Annotated in this window: 12 protein-coding genes and 1 pseudogene; 9 read left to right on the top strand and 4 right to left on the bottom strand. The window is 70.4% G+C overall.

Going from position 1 to position 18,331, the window contains the following annotated elements; translation table 11 throughout:
- Window positions 1-16: 16 nt before the first annotated feature.
- Both ABZX11_RS46210 and ABZX11_RS46205 read left to right on the top strand, forming a co-directional pair.
- Window positions 17-1,150, top strand: a complete 1,134-nt coding sequence (locus ABZX11_RS46210; RefSeq protein WP_354925198.1) for a branched-chain amino acid ABC transporter permease — start codon at window positions 17-19, stop codon at window positions 1,148-1,150.
- A pseudogene (locus tag ABZX11_RS46205) lies at window positions 1,147-2,112 on the top strand (ABC transporter substrate-binding protein); the annotation flags it as partial. The gene ABZX11_RS46210 and the pseudogene ABZX11_RS46205, both read left to right, overlap by 4 nt.
- A 224-nt stretch (window positions 2,113-2,336) precedes the next feature.
- On the opposite strand, the gene ABZX11_RS46200 reads toward ABZX11_RS46205, so the two are convergent.
- A complete protein-coding gene (locus tag ABZX11_RS46200; RefSeq protein WP_354925175.1) occupies window positions 2,337-3,395 on the bottom strand; it encodes a Glu/Leu/Phe/Val dehydrogenase dimerization domain-containing protein in 1,059 nt (352 codons plus the stop codon).
- An 80-nt stretch (window positions 3,396-3,475) separates the two neighbouring features.
- Between ABZX11_RS46200 and ABZX11_RS46195 the strand changes: the two genes are divergently transcribed.
- The 3 genes from ABZX11_RS46195 to ABZX11_RS46185 all read left to right on the top strand — a co-directional run bounded on the left by ABZX11_RS46195 (window position 3,476) and on the right by ABZX11_RS46185 (window position 4,958).
- Entirely contained in the window at window positions 3,476-3,931 is a 456-nt protein-coding gene (locus tag ABZX11_RS46195) for an Lrp/AsnC family transcriptional regulator (protein WP_176178242.1), read from the top strand.
- Between the two features lie 129 nt (window positions 3,932-4,060).
- Window positions 4,061-4,318, top strand: a complete 258-nt coding sequence (locus ABZX11_RS46190) for a hypothetical protein (protein ID WP_176175584.1) — start codon at window positions 4,061-4,063, stop codon at window positions 4,316-4,318.
- Between the two features lie 40 nt (window positions 4,319-4,358).
- Window positions 4,359-4,958 carry a GNAT family N-acetyltransferase gene (locus ABZX11_RS46185; RefSeq protein WP_354925173.1) on the top strand — a complete coding sequence of 200 codons (600 nt, stop codon included), beginning with the start codon at window positions 4,359-4,361 and terminating at the stop codon, window positions 4,956-4,958.
- Here the strand turns inward: ABZX11_RS46185 and ABZX11_RS46180 are convergent.
- Both ABZX11_RS46180 and ABZX11_RS46175 read right to left on the bottom strand, forming a co-directional pair.
- Complete coding sequence (locus ABZX11_RS46180; RefSeq protein ID WP_354925171.1) at window positions 4,949-7,651, bottom strand: GH92 family glycosyl hydrolase; 2,703 nt, start codon at window positions 7,649-7,651, stop codon at window positions 4,949-4,951. The two genes, ABZX11_RS46185 and ABZX11_RS46180, sit on opposite strands and share 10 nt — an antisense overlap.
- Before the next feature lie 225 nt (window positions 7,652-7,876).
- Window positions 7,877-8,512 (bottom strand): YigZ family protein, encoded by a 636-nt coding sequence (locus ABZX11_RS46175; RefSeq protein ID WP_354925169.1) that lies wholly within the window; start codon window positions 8,510-8,512, stop codon window positions 7,877-7,879.
- 551 nt (window positions 8,513-9,063) lie between these two features.
- On the opposite strand from ABZX11_RS46175, the gene gltB reads away from it, so the two are divergent.
- Complete coding sequence (gene gltB / locus ABZX11_RS46170; protein ID WP_354925196.1) at window positions 9,064-13,614, top strand: glutamate synthase large subunit; 4,551 nt, start codon at window positions 9,064-9,066, stop codon at window positions 13,612-13,614.
- Entirely contained in the window at window positions 13,607-15,055 is a 1,449-nt protein-coding gene (locus tag ABZX11_RS46165; protein ID WP_354925167.1) for a glutamate synthase subunit beta, read from the top strand. The genes gltB and ABZX11_RS46165 overlap by 8 nt, the downstream gene beginning before the upstream one ends.
- Before the next feature lie 57 nt (window positions 15,056-15,112).
- On the opposite strand, the gene ABZX11_RS46160 is transcribed toward ABZX11_RS46165, so the two are convergent.
- The gene (locus ABZX11_RS46160; protein WP_354925165.1) at window positions 15,113-15,985 is read right to left on the bottom strand and encodes an SDR family oxidoreductase; all 873 of its coding nucleotides are present in this window, start codon (window positions 15,983-15,985) and stop codon (window positions 15,113-15,115) included.
- 82 nt (window positions 15,986-16,067) lie between these two features.
- On the opposite strand from ABZX11_RS46160, the gene ABZX11_RS46155 reads away from it, so the two are divergent.
- Both ABZX11_RS46155 and ABZX11_RS46150 read left to right on the top strand, forming a co-directional pair.
- Window positions 16,068-16,640: a helix-turn-helix domain-containing protein gene (locus ABZX11_RS46155; RefSeq protein ID WP_354925163.1), complete on the top strand. Its 573-nt coding sequence runs from the start codon at window positions 16,068-16,070 to the stop codon at window positions 16,638-16,640.
- A gap of 190 nt (window positions 16,641-16,830) precedes the next feature.
- On the top strand, window positions 16,831-18,231 hold the full coding sequence (locus tag ABZX11_RS46150) for a Dyp-type peroxidase (protein WP_354925161.1): 1,401 nt from the start codon (window positions 16,831-16,833) through the stop codon (window positions 18,229-18,231).
- The last annotated feature ends 100 nt before the right edge of the window (window positions 18,232-18,331 follow it).

Raw genomic sequence — 18,331 nt, 5'->3', positions numbered from 1 at the left:
CCAAGCCGTGTCCGAAGTGGACGCCCCACCGAAAGCCGGGACGCCCCAGCGCCCGCGGCGCAGCCCGGCCAGGCTGGTGCGCACCGCGGCCTGGCTGGCGCTGCTGGTCGTCCTGCTCGCCCTGCCGCTGTACCTCGACGCCGCGTGGCTCAAGGCCGGGCAGTACATGATGATCGGCGCGGTCGGCGCGATCGGGCTGACCCTGGTGGTCGGCCAGGCCGGGCAGCTTTCCCTGGCCCACGCGTTCTTCCTGCTGGCAGGCGGCACCGCCTACACCGTCCTGTCCGGCCCCACCGGGGACGACCGGGTCGTCGGCTTCGGCCTCGACCCCGGCCTTTCGCTGCTGGGCGCGGTGGCCGTGGCGGCCCTGCTCGGGCTGGCCTTCGCGCCGGTGGCCGGCCGGTTGCGCGGCATCTACCTCGGCGTCGCGTCCCTGGCCCTGGTGTTCCTGGGGCTCTACTTCGGACAGTCCGCGGAAGAGCTCACCGGCGGGACGTCGACCGGGCGCGCACCGGCGCCGTTCTCCCTCTTCGGCTTCCCCTTCACCAACGAGGGTCCCGGAATCAGCCTCCTCGGCGTGCCGATCCGGCAGGCCGAACGGATGTGGTACCTGTTCCTGCTGCTCACCGTGCTCGCGTTCGTGATCGCCCGCGGCGCGGTCCGCGGGCGGGTCGGGCGGTCGTGGCGGGCGGTGCGCGACAACGAGGCCGCGGCCGCGGTGATGGGGGTCAGCGTGCTGCGCGCCAAGGCGGGCGCGTTCGCCGTCTCGTCGGCCTACGGCGGCCTCGCCGGCGCGATGACCGTGCTGTGGTTCGACATCCTCAAGCCGGACGAGAGCGAATACGGCACCTACGGCATCAACGTCTCGATCGCCTACCTGGCGATGGTCATCATCGGCGGCCTCGGCTCGGTCCCCGGCGCGCTGGTCGGCGCGCTAATCGTCAACGGCCTGCCGCAGGTGCTCGCCCTGTACTCCGCCGACCTGGGCTGGTTCGCCGGCACCGGCGACGGCGCACTGACGCCGATCCTGGTCAGCTCGTTCGTCTACGGCGCCGCGATCATCCTCGTCGTGCTGTTCGAGCCGGGCGGGCTCGCCGCGCTCGGCCGCCGGCTCACCCGTCTTCGCCGTCAACCCCCGGAGGAACCATGAAACGCACACACCTGGCGGCGGCGCTGGTGGCCGTCCTCGCGCTCTCGGCGTGCAGCACGAAGGCGAACGACTCGGGCTCGTCCGGTTCGGACAGCTCCGGCGTCAAGACCGGCAAGGGGGTGACGGCGACCGAGGTGACGCTCGGCGTGATGACCGACAAGTCCGGTGTCTTCAAGAACCTCGGCCTCGGCGTCACGCAGGGCAACGAGCTGTGGGCCAAGGACTTCAACGCCGCCGGCGGCGTGTGCGGGCGGCAGGTGAAGCTCGAGGAGGTCGACCACGGCTACAAGGCCGACACGGCGAAGACGCTGTACCCGCAGATCGAGCCGAAGGTGCTCGGGTTCGTGCAGCTGCTCGGCTCGCCGGTGGTGGCCGCGCTGAAGCAGAACCTGGCCTCGGACAAGACCGTCGCCTCGCCGGCGTCGTGGTCGTCCGAGCTGCTGGACAACCCGTACGTGATGATCGTCGGGACGACCTACGACCTGGAGATCATCGACGGCCTGTCGTACCTGCAGGAGCAGGGGCTGCTCAAGGACGGCGACCCGATCGGGCACATCTACATCGACGGCGAGTACGGCAAGAACGGCCTGCGCGGCTCGCAGTTCTACGCCAAGAAGCACAACCTGACGCTCAAGGAAGTCAAGATCACCTCGACCGACAGCGACCTGACCAACGTGGTCACCGGCTTGAAGGGCGCCGGGGTCAAGGCGATCGTGCTGACGACCACGCCCACCCAGACCGGCTCGACGGTCGGGGCCAACAAGGCGCTCGGGCTGAACGTGCCGGTGCTGGGCAACAACCCGACGTTCGACCCGGCCCTGCTGAAGAGCCCCGCCGCCGGCGCGCTCGACAAGCTGACGGTCGTCGCGAGCAGCGTGCCGTTCTCCGCCGACATCCCGAAGGCGAAGGACGTGGCGGCGAAGTTCAAGGCCGCGTACAAGGAAACGCCCAACGGCGGCGTGCCGTACGGCTACGCGGTCGGCGAGGTGTGGCGCGGTACTGAAGAAGGCGTGCGACAACAAGGACCTCACCCGCGACGGCATCGCCGCGGCCCTGAAGCAGACGACGTCGGCGAGCACGGACAACCTGGTCGCGGCGCTCGACTTCTCCAAGCCGGGGACGCCGGCGACGCGCCAGGTGTACGCGGCCACCCCGGACGCCTCGGCCGAGGGCGGCGTCAAGTACGTCAAGCCGTTGTTCGAAGCTCCGGAAGCGAAGGAGTACGTGGCGCCGCACCAGAAGTGAGCCGTCGCCCGGCCAGCGCGGCCGCCTCCGCCAGCGGGGTGGTCGCGTTGGCCTCGGCCGCGGCCAGGATCGTGCGCACGGTGTCTTCGATCGTCTCGACGCGGGCGAGCGCGGCCTCGTGGCCGAGCCCCTCGGCTTCCCTCGAAAGGGTGTAGAGGATCCCACCCGCGCTCGCCACGTAGTCGGGGACCCAGCGGATGCCGCGTGCGGCGAGCTGGTCGGCCACGGCGTCGTCGCTGAGCTGGTTGTTGGCCGGGCCGACGACGAGCGGCGTGTCGAGCCGGGCCACCGTCTCGGGGTCGAGCACCCCGCCGACCGCCGCCGGGACGACGACGTCGGCGGTGAGGGTGAGCGCCTTCGCCGGCTCGGCCCAGGTCAGGCCCTGCTGCTCGGCACCGACCCGCTTGGCCGGGTCGATGTCGGAGACGACGACGTCCGCGCCCGCGGCCTGCAGGCTCGCCGCGAGGTGGGCGCCGACCGAGCCGTAGCCGCTGATCACCACCCGGCGGCCGGCCAGGTCGGGGCCGGCCGCGGCGCGGAGGGCGGCGAGCACCCCGATCGCGGTCGGGCCGCTGGAGGAACCGGTTCCGCCGGCGGATTCGGGCGTGCAGAAGGCGTACGGCGAGGCTTCGCGGAGCACCAGCATGTCGGCCGGGCCGGTGCCCACGTCGGGGCCCGCCTGGTAGCGGCCGCCGAACTCGGCGATCAGGTCGGCGTGGTCGAGCAGGACGGCCCGGCGCTCTTCGGGCGAGAGGACGCGGCCCGGTTCGGGCGCGATGACGCTCTTGCCGCCGCCGAACGCCAGCCCGGCGACGGCGCACTTGGCCGTCATGGCGGCCGACAGGCGGAGGACGTCCCCGATGGCGTCTTCGAGCGTGGCGTAGGGCTTGAAGCGGCAGCCGCCGACGGCGGGGCCGAGCGCGGTCGAGTGGATCGCGACCATCGTGGTGATGCCGGAGCGACGGCCTCGGCGGGCTACGAGCTGCTCATGTGCGGTCATGAGCGCCGAAGTTAGAGTGAAGGTCGGCCGTCGGAACCGGTGGCCGAACGAAATTCGGTGACGCCCAGGAGGGCCCGGTGCTGGACGAACTTGATTCGGCGATCGTGCGGCTTCTGCAGGAAGACGCCCGGCAGACCAACCGCGACATCGCCCGGAAGGTGGGCATCGCGCCCTCGACGTGCCTCGAACGCATCCGGCTGCTGCGCGAGCGCGGCGTCATCCGCGGCTACCACGCCGACGTCGACCTGGCGAGCCTCAACCGCGGCGTCCGGGCGCTCGTGACGGCGCAGGTGCGGCCGCTGAGCCGGGCCGTGATCGATTCTTTCCAGCGGTCGATCGCCGAACTGCCGGAAGTGCTGTCGGTGTACGTCACGGCCGGAAACGACGATTTCCTGATCGAAGTGACCACGTCGGACATCGACGCGCTGCACGCATTCCTGACCGACCGGCTGGCGTTGCGCCGGGAGATCGTCGGGTTCCGGACGTCGATCGTTTTCCGGCACCTGCGCAAGACGACGCTTGAACCCCTCCCGTAGGGGTATCCCGGTTGCAGTGCGACACGCCACCCCTACGTGAACCCCTGAAATACCCGGGTTCGCACGCTGAAAGGCGGAAACTGTCGGTGGCGGGGCGTCTAATGAGCACGACGGGAAGGAGGCGCCGCCATGATCACCGCATTGAACCATCGTGAGCGGGCCACACTGAGAGCAGTGGCCGGTGGCCACGCCGAGATCAGCTGCAGTTGCGAGCCCGACCTGTTCATCGACGGCCTGAGCTGCTGCGACCAGTCCACCGTGCACCGGCTCGCGCGGCTCGGCCTGATCGCACCCGCGCACCCCGGCAAGTGCGGCGAGCGCGTGCCGGCGCTGCTCACCGAGGCCGGTTCGCGGGCGCTGGGCGAGGTCTTCGCCACCGCCGCGTAAAGACGTTGCCACACACTGGGGTCACTGCCAGCATCACCCGATGCACGTATTCCTCGAAACCGAGCGGCTGATCCTCCGCCGGTTCACCGAGAACGACGCCGACGCGCTCTTCGCGCTCTACGACGACCCGGCCGTGATGAAGTACCTCAATGGGGGACAGCCGGCGGACCGCACCGAGATCGTCACCCTCGACCTCCCCGCGTTCCTCGGTTACTACGAGCGTTTCCCCGGTTACGGGTTCTGGGCGGCGATCGAAAAGAGCACCGGCGACTTCCTGGGGTGGTTCCATTTCCGCCCGCGCCCGCACGACCCGCCGGACGAGCCCGAGCTCGGCTACCGGCTGCACCGGAAGGCGTGGGGCAAGGGCTACGGCACCGAAGGCTCGGCGGCACTGCTCGCGAAGGGCTTCACCGAACTGGGGGTCCGCCGGGTGAGTGCCTTCACCATGACCGTGAACAAGGCGTCGCGCCGCGTCATGGAGAAACTGGGGATGCGGTTCATCCGGACCTACTTCGAGGAGTTCCCGGAGCACGAGCGCGCGCCGGGCAGCGAACACGGCGAAGTCGAGTACGGCATCACCCGCGAGGAGTGGCTCGCGGGCACCGCTCCCGGCGCCCGCGAGCCGTCGGATCAGCGGTAGACCTCGAACTCGTAGATCCGGGCCGCGCCGTTGCCGTCGTTGGCCGGGGTGGTCAGGTTGAGCTTCACGTACCGCGCCGATCGGGTGGTGATCGGGTGGTACGTGCGGCTCGCCCGCGAACCGGTCACGGAGGCGACCGTCGTCCAGGTCGAGCCGTCGGTCGACGTCTGGATCGTGAAGGCGCCGGTGTTCCAGCCCGTCGTCTCGCCGCCGAGGCCGGCGTGCTTGACCACGAACGAGGACACGTTCTGCGCCGACCCGAGGTCGACCTGGAGGAACTTCGTCGCCGCCGTGCTGCAGAACTTGCTGTTGTTCGCGAGGCTGCCGTCGACGGCCTTGGCGGGAGTTTCCGCCGAGTTGCAGGTGGCCGAGCCGGTGGCCGTCTTGCCCAGCGCCAGGTTCGTGCCGAGCTCCGGCGCCGCGGCCGGCGGCGTGAAGCCGTCGTTGTACGACGGCGGCACGTCGGAGGGGTTCGTGCCCCACGCGCTCGGCGACGAGCCCATCGCGTAACTCAGCGTCGACGCGCCCGCGATGTCGCCGTAGCGGATCCACGACTTGGTGGTCGAGGTGCCGTTGACGCTCACACTCTGCACGTACTGGGCGCCCTGGCCCGCCCCGCTGCCGGTGATCCGGATCGTCCCGGACGGCCGGGTGATCGACGCCGCCGGGAACAGCGGGCCGTGCAGGGCGAGGACGTCCGCACCCGGCGTCGCCGGGTACATCCCCAGCGCGGCGAAGACGTACCACGCCGAGGTGGCGCCGAGGTCGTCGTTGCCGGGCAGGCCGCCGGGGCCGGTGGTGAACGACTCGTTCATCACCCGCCGCACCGCCGAGCTGGTGCCCTCGGGGTGCGCCGCGTAGTTGTACGCCCACGGCACGCCGTGCTCGGGCTCGTTGCCGATGTAGAAGTACGGCTGGGTGAGGCCGCCGTTGAGCTGGGTGAAGTGGTGGTCCAGCCGCTGGACGGCGGTCTGGCGGCCCCCCATCAGGTTGATCACGCCCTGGTAGTTGTAGGGCACCATCCAGGTGTACTGCGACGGGTTGCCCTCGGTGTAGCCGCTGTTGCTCGGCGGCACCACCGGCCAGGCCCAGGTCCCGTCGCTCCCCCGCGGCTGGACGTAGCCGGAGTCGGTGCCGAACACGTTCTGCCACCACTGGGCGCGCTGCATGTACGTGCTGTACTTCGTCGTGTCGCCGAGCGCCTTGGCGAACTGGGCCACGGCGAAGTCGGACGCCGAGTACTCGAGCGAGTCGGACGGGTCCTCGTAGACGTAGTGCCGGCTGAGGTAGCCGCTTTCCCGGCCGCGGATGGCCTGGCCCTGCGTGGTGCCGCCGCTCGCGCTCTTGTCCATCAGCGTGAGCGCCGCGGCCGTGTCGAAGCCGCGGACCCCGAAGGCGTACATGCTGCCGACGATGATCGGCCCGGGGTCACCGGTCATCACGAAGTGCTCGTTGCTGTTGTGCGACCACTTGGGCAACAGGCCGCCCTGCTGGCCGTCGAGCACCATCGACTTCGCGATGTCGCTGGCTTCGCCGGGCGCGACGAGCCCGATCAGCGCGGCCCACGAGCGGTAGATGTCCCAGCCGGAGTAGTTCTGGTAGACGGTGTGGGACGCGGTGTGCACCGCCTGGTCGAACCCGCGGTACTGGCCGTTCGTGTCGCTGGCGATGTTCGGGTTCTGGAAGACGTGGTACAGCGCCGTGTAGAACTTCTGCAGGTCGGCGGCGGCCCCGCCGGTGACCTGGACGCGGTTCAGGATGTTGTTCCAGCTCGTGTCGGCCGCGCTGCGAATCCCGGTGAAGTCGAATCCGGGGCTCTCGGCGGCCAGGTTCGCCTGCGCGTTGGCCAGGCTGACGAAGGAAATGCCGACCTTCGCCTGCACCGTGGTGTTGCCGGAGGTGTCGAACGTGACGTACCCGCCGGAGTTCGTGCCGCTGGTGCTCGCGCTTCCGGCGCTGACCGTGCCGCCGAGCCAGGTGCCGAACCCGCTGGGCGCGCGGTCGAACTGGATGACGTAGAAGATCTGGTAGGTCTTCGACGAGCCGCAGAACCCGCCGCCGGTCACCGAACCGGTGAGCTGGCTGCCGCTGATGCTGATGCTTCCGTTGCGGCTGCCGGTGGCGCTGCGGCCGGTGTTGACCAGCAGCCGCGCGGACGTCGTGTTCGGGTACGTCAGCTTCATGAAGCCGGACCGCTGGGTGGCCGACAGCTCGACGGTGGTGTTGTAGTTGTCGAGCGTGTTCTTGTAGTAGCCGGGCGCGGCCGACTCGTTCGCCTTGGTGTAGCGGCCCGCGTACCCGGTCCAGCCGGTGCCCGGCGAGGTGCCGATCGCGCCGGTGATCGGCAGCAGGCCGAGGTCCTCGTTGTTGGCGCAGCCGGCGCCGTTGAAGTGGGTGAGGCTGAACTCCTCGATGCTCGTGTCGCTGTAGCGGTACCCGGACGGCGACGCGGTCGGGGTGTCCGGGCTGAACTGCACCATGCCGAACGGCACGACCGCGCCGGGGTACGTGCTGCCGCCGGCGCCGCCGGGCACCGGGTTGGGCGAGTTGCTGTTGTCAGTGCCGATGAAGGGATTCACGTACTGGGTGAGGGCGAGCGTCGCGGCACCGGCGGCCGGGACGGCGAGCCCCGCCCCCAGCAGCGCCGCGGCGAGCACGGCCGCCCGCACCCGGCCGGCCAATGGTCTGGACATGACCCTTCCTCTCCTTGTCGCACGCATTTCCGCCGGGCGACAACGTTGTCGGGCAAGCAGAACGGGTGGTGACAACGTTGTCAGCTCGGCTCGCGCCGCACCGGCAACGTCCAGGGGATCGAAGTGGTACCGGAACTCGGTGGCACGACATGGTGCCACGGAAGGGTCTGCTCCCGGAAGCGCCGAAAGTTCCTTGCGCGCCAAGCGGTTTCGGGACCGGACCACTCAGGCCCGGTGGACCACCCAGTGGTCGCCGAGCGCAGTCGTCGCCGCCGCTTCGCCGTTCGTCAGGTCGGCGAGCCAGCCGGCGAACACCTCTTCCTCGCCCGGCGCCAAGCCGACCTCGAAGCGGGCCAGCTCGTCGAAGCGAGTTGTGTGGAGCACGTACGGCGACGCGCGCAAGTCGTTCTCCAGCCGGCCCGCGCGGTCGTAGGCCACCGACACCTCGACCAGGCTGAGACGCCGGTGTTCTAGTACACCAACAACTTCCAGAGCGTCCGAAACGGACTGACCGTACGCCCGGATCAAACCGCCCGCCCCCAGCAGGACTCCGCCGAAGTACCGCGTCACCACCGCGACCGTGTCCGTCAGTTCCCGGCGGCGCAGCACTTCCAGTATCGGCGTGCCCGCGGTGCCGGCCGGCTCACCGTCGTCACTGGACCGCTGCGTGCGCCCGTCCGGGCCGAGAACGAAGGCGTGGCAGTGGTGCCGCGCCCCCGGATCCGCACGACGGCGGGCGGCGATGAAGTCGCGTGCGGCCTCTTCCGAGGTCACCGGAGCCAGCGCGCAGAGGAACCGCGAACGCTTGATCTCGAGCTTGTGGACCCCTTCGCGAGCCACGGAGAGATAACGATCAGTCATCGGAGGAGTCCGCCATGCACCCAGCCTGCCACCCCCGCCGGGCACCACGACAGCCGCCCCAGACCACTTCGGACGGACATTTCCGCAGGTCAGCGCGGCCCCTGCCCGCGCTGCGGGAGAGCTGGCCCGACATATGGGACTACCCCCGGCGCCGTCAACGCAAGCGTGGCATTTCCCACCCGGACGCAACGACGTATGTCGATAACAGCGAATTCACACTATCGTCATAAGACCCGGCGAACCCGGGAGTAACACCGCGCGCTCCGGAGGGCCCCCACCACAGTGGCCGTTCGGCGCGCGCTCGCAGCACCCGACATGTTCGGCTGCCCAGTGTCGTGCGGCCTCCCAGATGATCCGCTTCCGGTTTCCGGGCGCCGCCGCCCGGCCGGTCCCACGCGGCCATCTTGCACTCGATGACAAACGTTCTCGACTGACCATCGCGGTCCCGGACCACTTCGTTAACCGGTTCAGCCTGAACCACTCGATGGAGTGAGTACCGGTCGCGCCAACGCCTTGGGAGGCGGCCAGCCGTGACCCACCGTGCCAGTTCCCTGCCCCCGTCCGGGGAGCAGCTCAGCAACGCCGAGGCCGCGGGCCTCTACCGGAGCGACTACGAACACGACGCCTGCGGTGTCGCCTTCGTCGCCGACCTGACCGGGCGACGCGATCATGCGATCGTCGCCAAGGCCCTGGTCGCGTTGCGCAACCTGGAACACCGCGGGGCTCGTGGCGCCGAACCGGACACCGGCGACGGCGCGGGCCTGCTGATCCAGGTCCCGGACGAGTTCTACCGCGAGGTCGTGGACTTCGAGCTCCCCGAGCCGGGCACCTACGCCGTCGGCACGGCTTTCCTGCCGCGGGACGAAAAGCGCCGCGGCCGGGCCATGACGACCATCGAGCGGATCGCCGCCGAGGAGGACATGCGCGTCCTCGGCTGGCGCGAGCTGCCGGTGCACACCGAACACTGCGGGCCGACCGCGGCCGAGACCATGCCGCACTTCACGCAGCTGTTCCTCGCCGCGCGCCGCCCGAAGCCGGAGCATTCGGACCCGCTGCACATCGAGCGCAGCGCCTTCTGCGTCCGCAAGCGCGCGGAGCACGAGCTCGTCGAGGACGACGTCTACTTCCCGTCGCTGTCCTCGCGCACGATCGTCTACAAAGGAATGCTCACCGAGCCGCAGGTCGAGCGCTTCTTCGCCGACCTCACCGACGAGCGCGTCACCAGTGCCATCGGCCTGGTGCACTCCCGCTTCTCCACCAACACCTTCCCGTCGTGGCCGCTGGCCCACCCGTACCGCTACGTGGCGCACAACGGCGAGATCAACACGCTGCGCGGCAACCGGAACTGGATGGACGCCCGCGAGGCGCTGCTGGAGACCGACCTGATCCCGGGCGACCTCAAGCGCGTCTACCCGGTGATCACCCGCGGCGCCAGCGACTCGGCGAGCTTCGACGAGGTACTGGAGCTGCTCCACCTCGGCGGCCGCTCGCTGCCCCACGCCGTCCTGATGATGATCCCGGAGGCCTGGGAGAACCACCAGGAGATGGACCCCGCGCGGCGCGCGTTCTACGAGTTCCACTCGACGCTGATGGAGCCGTGGGACGGCCCGGCGCTGGTCGCCTTCACCGACGGCAGCCAGATCGGCGCGGTGCTCGACCGCAACGGCCTGCGTCCCGGCCGCTACTGGGTGACCGACGACGGCCTCGTCGTGCTGGCCTCCGAGGTCGGCGTGCTCGACATCGACCCGGCGACGATCGTCCGGAAGGGACGGCTCGAACCCGGCCGGATGTTCCTCGTCGACACCGCCCGAGGCCGGATCATCGAGGACGAAGAGGTCAAGACCGAACTGGCCACCGCCCACCCGTACGACGAGTGGGTCGACGCCGGGCTGGTGCACCTGGACGACTTGCCGGAGCGTGACCGCGAGGTCCCGCTGCACGCCGCGCTCGTGCGCCGCCAGCAGGCGTTCGGCTACACCGAGGAGGAGCTCGAGGCCATCCTCGAGCCGATGGCCCGCACCGGCGCGGAGCCGATCGGCTCGATGGGCAACGACTCGCCGATCGCGACGCTGTCGAGCCGGCCGCGGCTGCTGTTCGACTACTTCATCCAGCTGTTCGCCCAGGTCACGAACCCGCCGCTGGACGCCATCCGCGAGGAGCTCGTCACCGCGCTCGGCGCCCAGATCGGCGCCGAGCCGAACCTCCTGGACGGCAACGCGGCCAGCTGCCGCCGGATCGTGCTGCCGTTCCCGGTGCTCGACAACGACCAGCTCGCCAAGCTGGTGCACGTCAACGACGACGGCGACCTGCCGGAGTTCCAGGCGGTCACCGTGCTCGGCCGGTACAACGTGCACGGCGGCGGCGACGCGCTGATCAAGCGGCTGGACGAGATCCGCGCCGAAGTTTCGGAGGCGATCGAGGACGGCGCCCGGCTGATCGTGCTGTCCGACCGCGGTGTCGACGAAAACCACGCGCCGATCCCCTCGCTGCTGCTGACCGGCGCGGTGCACCACCACCTCGTCCGCGAGAAGACGCGCACGCAGGTCGGCCTCATCGTCGAGGCGGGCGACGCGCGCGAGGTGCACCACATCGCGTTGCTGATCGGCTACGGCGTCGCGGCGGTGAACCCGTACCTGGCGATGGCGACGGTCGAGGAGATGGCCCACCGCGGCCTGATCCCCGGCGTGACGCCGAAGCAGGCGACGCAGAACCTGATCAAGGCGCTCGGCAAGGGCGTCCGCAAGACGATGTCCAAGATGGGCGTTTCGACCGTCGCGTCCTACACCGGCGCGCAGATCTTCGAAGCGATCGGGCTCGGCGAAGAGGTCATCGAGAACTGCTTCACCGGCACGACGTCCCGCCTCGGCGGCGTCGGCTTCGAGACGCTGGCCGACGAGGTCGCGAAGCGGCACAAGTACGCGTTCCCGGCCGACGGCGTCCGGGCCGCCCACCGCGAGCTGGAGACCGGCGCGGACTACCAGTGGCGGCGCGAAGGCGAGCCGCACCTGTTCAACCCGCAGACGGTGTTCAAGCTCCAGCACTCCACGCGGTCGGGCAAGTACGAGATCTTCAAGGAGTACACGAAGGCCGTCGACGACCAGGCCGAGAAGCTGCTGACGCTGCGCGGGCTGTTCGACTTCAAGTACGGCCAGCGGCCGCCGGTGCCGATCGAAGAGGTCGAACCGGTCTCGTCGATCGTCAAGCGGTTCGCCACCGGCGCGATCTCCTACGGCTCGATCTCCATGGAGATGCACCAGACCCTGGCCATCGCGATGAACCGCCTCGGCGGGAAGTCGAACACCGGTGAGGGTGGCGAAGACCCCGAGCGGCTCTACGACCCGGAGCGGCGCTCTGCGGTCAAGCAGGTCGCTTCGGGGCGCTTCGGCGTCACGAGCGAGTACCTCGTCAACGCCGACGACATCCAGATCAAGATGGCGCAGGGCGCGAAGCCCGGCGAGGGCGGGCAGCTGCCCGGCGCGAAGGTGTACCCGTGGATCGCGAAGACGCGGTTCTCGACGCCGGGCGTCGGCCTCATTTCGCCGCCGCCGCACCACGACATCTACTCGATCGAGGACCTGGCCCAGCTGATCCACGACCTCAAGAACGCCAACCCGAACGCGCGCATCCACGTGAAGCTCGTGTCCGAGGTCGGTGTCGGCACGGTCGCCGCGGGCGTGTCCAAGGCCCACGCGGATGTCGTGCTCATCTCGGGTCACGACGGCGGGACCGGCGCGTCGCCGCTGTCGTCGATCAAGCACGCGGGTGGTCCGTGGGAACTGGGCCTGGCCGAGACGCAGCAGACGCTGCTGGCCAACCGGCTGCGCGACCGGATCGTCGTGCAGACCGACGGCCAGCTCAAGACCGGCCGGGACGTCATCGTCGCCGCCCTGCTCGGCGCCGAGGAGTTCGGTTTCGCGACCGCGCCGCTGGTGGTCTCGGGCTGCATCATGATGCGCGTCTGCCACCTCGACACGTGCCCGGTGGGCGTCGCGACGCAGAACCCGAAGCTGCGCGAGAAGTTCAGCGGCAAGGCCGAATACGTCGTCAACTTCTTCGAGTTCATCGCCCAGGAGGTGCGCGAGTACCTGGCGGAGCTGGGCTTCCGGTCGATCGCCGAGGCCGTCGGGCACGCCGAGTTCCTCGACAAGCGCAAGGCGATCGAGCACTGGAAGGCGTCCGGGCTCGACCTGTCGCCGATCTTCCACGTGCCGGACATGGCCCCGGCCGGCCTGCGGCTGCAGCAGACGCAGCAGGACCACGGCCTGGAGAAGGCACTGGACAACACGCTGATCCAGCTGGCCGAAGGCGCGTTGAACTCCGGTGACAAGGTGCGGCTGGAGCTGCCGGTCCGCAACGTCAACCGGACCGTCGGCACCATGCTCGGCTCCGAGCTGACCAGGCGGTGGGGTGGCGAAGGCCTGCCCGACGACACCATCGACGTCACCTTCACCGGGACCGCGGGCCAGTCGTTCGGCGCGTTCGTGCCCAAGGGCATCACGCTGCGGCTCTACGGCGACGGCAACGACTACGTCGGCAAGGGCCTCTCCGGCGGCCGGCTGATCGTGCGCCCGCCGAAGGAGGCACGGATTCCCGCCGAGGACCACATCATCGCCGGCAACGTCATCGCCTACGGCGCCACCAGCGGTGAGATCTTCATCCGCGGCAAGGTCGGCGAGCGGTTCTGCGTGCGCAACTCGGGCGCGCTGGCCGTCGTCGAAGGCGTCGGCGACCACGGCGGCGAGTACATGACCGGCGGCCGGATGGTCGTGCTCGGCCCGATCGGGCGCAACTTCGCGGCCGGCATGTCCGGCGGCATCGCCTACGTGCTGGACCTGCCCGCGCACCGCGTCAACCCGGAGATGGTCGACATCGACCCGCTCGACTCCGAAGACGCGGACTTCCTACGCGAGACGCTCGAAAAGCACTACGACGAAACGGAATCCGCCGTCGCGCGGGAACTGCTGGCCGACTGGGACGCGGGCGTCGACCGCTTCGGGAAGGTCATGCCGAAGGACTACAAGCGCGTGCTCGCCGCCCAGGTCCAGGCCGAGCGCGACGGGCGCGACGTGAACGAGGCGATCATGGAGGCCGCACATGGCTGACCCCAAGGGCTTTCTGACCACCACCCGCGAAGAGCCGAAGCGGCGTCCGGTCGACCTGCGGCTGATGGACTGGCGCGAGGTCTACGAAGACTTCGCCACCACGAAGCTGCAGAAGCAGGCCGGCCGGTGCATGGACTGCGGCATCCCGTTCTGCCACCAGGGCTGCCCGCTCGGGAACCTCATCCCCGAGTGGAACACGCTGACCTGGCGCGAGGACTGGCAGCAGGCGATCGAACGGCTGCACGCGACCAACAACTTCCCGGAGTTCACCGGGACGCTGTGTCCCGCGCCCTGCGAGACGGCGTGCGTGCTCGGGATCAACGACGATCCCGTGACGATCAAGCGGGTCGAGATCTCGATCATCGACCGGGCCTTCGACGAAGGCTGGGTGACGCCGCAGCCGCCGGTCGCTCTCACGGGCAAGAAGGTCGCGGTCGTCGGGTCCGGCCCGTCGGGTCTCGCCGCGGCGCAGCAGCTCACGCGCGCGGGCCACAGCGTCGTGGTCCTCGAGCGGGCCGACAAGATCGGCGGGCTGCTGCGCTACGGCATCCCCGAGTTCAAGATGGAGAAGTCCCGCCTCGACCGGCGGCTCGACCAGATGCGGGCCGAGGGCACGGAGTTCCGGACGTCGGTGAACGTCGGCGTCGACCTGCCCGTTTCGGAGCTGTCGGCCTACGACGCCGTGGTGCTGGCCGGTGGCGCGACCGACTGGCGCGACCTGCCGATCCCCGGCCGGGACCTGGCCGGCATCCACCAGGCGATGGAGTTCCTGCCACCGGCCAACCGGGTCGCTTCCGGTGAGCTCGACGTCTCCCCCTTCGACGCCAAGGGCCTCGACGTCGTGGTCATCGGCGGCGGCGACACGGGCGCGGACTGCGTCGGCACGTCGCACCGCCAGGGCGCGCGGTCGGTGACGCAGCTGGAGATCATGCCCAAGCCGCCCGAGGCGCGCTCGGACGCCCACCCGTGGCCGACGTACCCGATGATCTACCGGGTGTCCTCGGCGCACGAAGAGGGCGGCGAGCGGCTCTACGCGGTGAACACGCAGGAGTTCCTGGGTGACGCCGACGGCCGGGTCCGGGCGCTGAAGCTGGTCGAGGTCCGGAACGAGGGCGGCAAGTTCGTCCCCGTCCCCGGTTCGGAGCGCGAGCTGCCCGCGCAGCTCGTCCTGCTGGCCATGGGCTTCCTCGGGCCGCAGAAGCAGGGGCTGCTCGAGGAGCTGGGCGTCGAGCTGGACGCGCGCGGCAACGTCGCCCGCGACAAGGCGTTCAAGACGAGCCTCGACAACGTGTTCGTGGCCGGTGACATGGGCCGCGGCCAGTCCCTGATCGTCTGGGCGATCGCGGAGGGCCGCAGCGCCGCGGCCGGCGTCGACGCCTACCTCACCGGCCGCGACGTGCTGCCCCGCCCGATCGCGCCGACGGACCGGCCGATCGCGTAAGACCCGGCGCCGGCGGCGGTGCCAACGTCGCCACCTCCGCCGGCGCTGTCCCACTTCTCAGCCGTAGTAACCCTTTTCGAGGTCCTCCAGCAGCCCGGGCCCGGTGGGCCGCCAGCCGAGTGACTCCTGCGTCAGCGTGCTGGAGGCCGGCTGGTCGAGGGCCAGCAGGCCGCCGAGGAAGCCGAGTTCTTCGGCCGTCACGGACTTGACCGGCAGGCCGAGGCGGCGGCCGGCCACCTCGGCGACGTCGCGGATCCGCACGCCTTCGTCGCCGACCGCGTGCAGCACGGCTCCCGCCGGGGCCTGCTCCAGCGCCAGCCGGAACAGGTGGGCGGCGTCGGAGACGTGCACCGCGGGCCAGCGCTGCGTCCCGTCGCCGACGTAGGCGGCAATGCCCTTCTCGCGCCCGAGGGCGACCAGCCTCGCGATGAGCCCGTGGACGTCGCCTTCGCCGTGGACCGAGCGCGGCAGCCGGACGAGCGACGGGCGCACGCCCCGCTCGGCGGTCTTCAGCACGGCCCTGGCGTTGTCACCCCGGCCGGCGACCGGGCCCGCGAAGACGGAGTCGTCCCGTTCGGTCGCCGGGCGCCCGGGCACCATCGGCGTCCCCGAGGCGGCGACGAACGGCTTGCCTGCCGAGACGGCGGTCATGGCCTCGACGGCCGCCGCGTCGGTTTCGATCGCGGCGTCGAACTGGCCGAAGTCGTGCCCGAAGGCGAGGTGGACGACACCGTCGGCGCTCTCCGCGCCTTTTTCGAGGATCCCGAGGTCGGTGAGGTCGCCGCGGAGGACGTCGGCGCCCATCGCGGCGACCGTTCCGGCCGACCCGTCCGACCTCGCCAGCCCGACGACCTGGTGACCGGCCTCGAGCAGTTCGGGCACGAGGGCCCGCCCGATCCAGCCGGACGCGCCGGTGACGAACACACGCATGAGCTTCTCCGTTCGTGATGACACCTGGTGTCATCACCATAGCACCGTGATGACACCAGGTGTCATCGCCTAGGCTGGGGGCATGAGCCGCTGGGAGCCGAACACGCGTGAGCGCCTGCTCGACGCCGCGCTCGACCTGTTCGGCGAGCGCGGGTACGACAGCGTGACGGTCGCCGAGATCGCGGAGCGGGCCGGGCTGACGAAGCGCACCTTCTTCCGGCACTTCAGCGACAAGCGCGAAGTGCTCTTCGCGGGCCAGGAGATCCTGAGCCGGCTCTTCGCCGAAGGGATCGCGAACGCCCCCGCGTCGGCCACCCCGATCGAGGCGGTCGCGGCCGCCCTCCTGGCCGCGACGACCGCCATGGGCCCGCAACGCCGGGAGCGGGCGCGTCAGGTCCGCGCGGTGGTCGCCGGCCACACCGACCTGCGCGAGCGCGAGCTGCTGAAGCTGGCGACGCTGCGGGCGGCGATGGCGGACGCGCTGCGTGCCCGCGGCGTCCCGGCCCCGACGGCGTCGCTGGCCGCCGAGATCGGCGGGCTCGCCTTCTCCGCGGGCTTCGCCCGCTGGGTCGCGCCGGAGGCCGACCGGCCGTTCGCCGAACTGGTGCGCGAGGCACTGGACGAACTGATGGCGGCGACCGCCACCCTCGGCTGATCCGCCGTTTCTTTCCGGCGAGAAACTATTTCGCGCTCAACTTAATCTTTCGTGTGAAACGAACAATCGGGTGGCACGACCCGCCCCCGCTGTTGCACTCTGTATTCAGGGGACCCGGTCGGCCGAGGGGGGATTCCGGTCGGCCGGGTGCCCGCCGAGAGGCGGGCTTTTTTCACGGGAGGGGACCCGAATGACTGTCGATCTGTCCACCACGCTGTCCTGGACCACGGCGACCGGCGACGCCGCGACGATGCTCGGCGAGCTGCAGCCGAACATCCTCAAGCCGCACGTCCGCGATCACCTGTCCGCCCTGTTCCTCGCCTTCGGCGACGCGGCGGAGGCGCGCGCCTTCCTCGTCTCGGTCACCGGGAAGATGAAGTCCGCCAAGGCACATCTCGACGAGGTGAGCGCGTTCAAGGCCGACTCGGGCGGCGGCACGCCGTACGTCGGCGTCGGGCTCACCGCAGCCGGCTACCGCGCGCTCGGCGTCGACGAGAACATGCCGCAGGACGAGGCGTTCCTGCGCGGGATGGCGGCACCGCAGACCCGGCGGCGGCTGAACGACCCGCCGCGGTCGACGTTCGATCCGGGCTACCGCAGCGAAATCCACGCCGTCGTGCTGGTGGGGGACGCCACCGACAAGGCGATGGCCGCGCGGCGCAACGAAATCCTGGGCCTGCTGCCGGATTCGGCCACCGTGCTCGCGGAGGAAACCGGCCTCGGCCGGGTCAACGCGCGCGGCGAAGGAATCGAGCACTTCGGGTACGTCGACGGCCGCAGCCAGCCGCTGTTCCTCACCGAAGACGTCGACGCGGAGAAGAACAACACCGACGGGATCAACGTCTGGAATCCGGCGTCACCGCTGGCGCAGGTGCTGGTTCCCGACACCGCGGCCCCGGATCCCGGCGTGCATTTCGGCAGCTATTTCGTTTTCCGCAAACTGGAGCAGAACGTCCGGCGGTTCAAGCAGGCCGAAGCGGACCTGGCCGACACGCTCGGCCTCAGCGGCGAAGACCGCGAGCGGGCCGGCGGGATGATCATCGGCCGCTTCGAGGACGGCACGCCACTGACCACCCAGCGGGAAGACGGCGCGGAAAGCCCGGTGTCGAACAACTTCACCTACGACAGCGACCGCGCCGCGCTTAAGTGCCCCTTCCAGGCCCACATCCGCAAAACGAACCCGCGCGGCTCGGGCGGCGCCGAAGACCCGGCGGACGAGCGGCGGCATCTGATGGCCCGCCGGGGCGTCACCTACGGCGAGCGCCCGGACGACCCGAACGCCGACCTCCCGCCGTCGGCGCGCCCGAGCGGCGGCGTCGGGCTGCTGTTCATGGCGTTCAACTCGGTGCTGGGCAACCAGTTCGAGTTCACCCAGGCGGTCTGGGCGGACAACCCGGGCTTCCCGATCGTCGACGGCGTCACCCCGGGCCTGGACCCGGTGATCGGCCAGGGCGAGCGCGGCTCGTCGGAGTACACGGTGGAGTGGGGCGGCTCGACGCAGAAGACGGCCGGCCCGGTCCCGCAATCGGTCACCCTGCGCGGCGGGGAGTACTTCTTCATGCCGTCACTGGCCTTCCTGCGCGCGCTCTGACCTGGGCGGGGGGGGGGCGCCGCGGGGGGGCCCCCCCGGGGCGGCGGCGCGGGGGGGGGGGGGGCGACCCCCCCCCCCCCCCCCCCCCCGCCACACCCAC

It is taken from the genome of Amycolatopsis sp. NPDC004169 (assembly GCF_040610315.1).
Classification (GTDB): domain Bacteria; phylum Actinomycetota; class Actinomycetes; order Mycobacteriales; family Pseudonocardiaceae; genus Amycolatopsis.
Note: the sequence above shows the minus strand (reverse complement) of the source record. Positions and strands in the feature narration are given on the sequence as shown.

What these genes read in the sequence shown, in the direction of transcription:
- ABZX11_RS46200 (WP_354925175.1), bottom strand. Translation starts at nt 3,395, where the DNA reads ATGACCGCACATGAGCAGCTCGTAGCCCGCCGAGGCCGTCGCTCCGGC.
- ABZX11_RS46190 (WP_176175584.1), top strand. Translation starts at nt 4,061, where the DNA reads ATGATCACCGCATTGAACCATCGTGAGCGGGCCACACTGAGAGCAGTG.
- ABZX11_RS46185 (WP_354925173.1), top strand. Translation starts at nt 4,359, where the DNA reads ATGCACGTATTCCTCGAAACCGAGCGGCTGATCCTCCGCCGGTTCACC.
- ABZX11_RS46180 (WP_354925171.1), bottom strand. Translation starts at nt 7,651, where the DNA reads ATGTCCAGACCATTGGCCGGCCGGGTGCGGGCGGCCGTGCTCGCCGCG.
- ABZX11_RS46175 (WP_354925169.1), bottom strand. Translation starts at nt 8,512, where the DNA reads ATGACTGATCGTTATCTCTCCGTGGCTCGCGAAGGGGTCCACAAGCTC.
- ABZX11_RS46165 (WP_354925167.1), top strand. Translation starts at nt 13,607, where the DNA reads ATGGCTGACCCCAAGGGCTTTCTGACCACCACCCGCGAAGAGCCGAAG.
- ABZX11_RS46160 (WP_354925165.1), bottom strand. Translation starts at nt 15,985, where the DNA reads ATGCGTGTGTTCGTCACCGGCGCGTCCGGCTGGATCGGGCGGGCCCTC.
- ABZX11_RS46155 (WP_354925163.1), top strand. Translation starts at nt 16,068, where the DNA reads ATGAGCCGCTGGGAGCCGAACACGCGTGAGCGCCTGCTCGACGCCGCG.
- ABZX11_RS46150 (WP_354925161.1), top strand. Translation starts at nt 16,831, where the DNA reads ATGACTGTCGATCTGTCCACCACGCTGTCCTGGACCACGGCGACCGGC.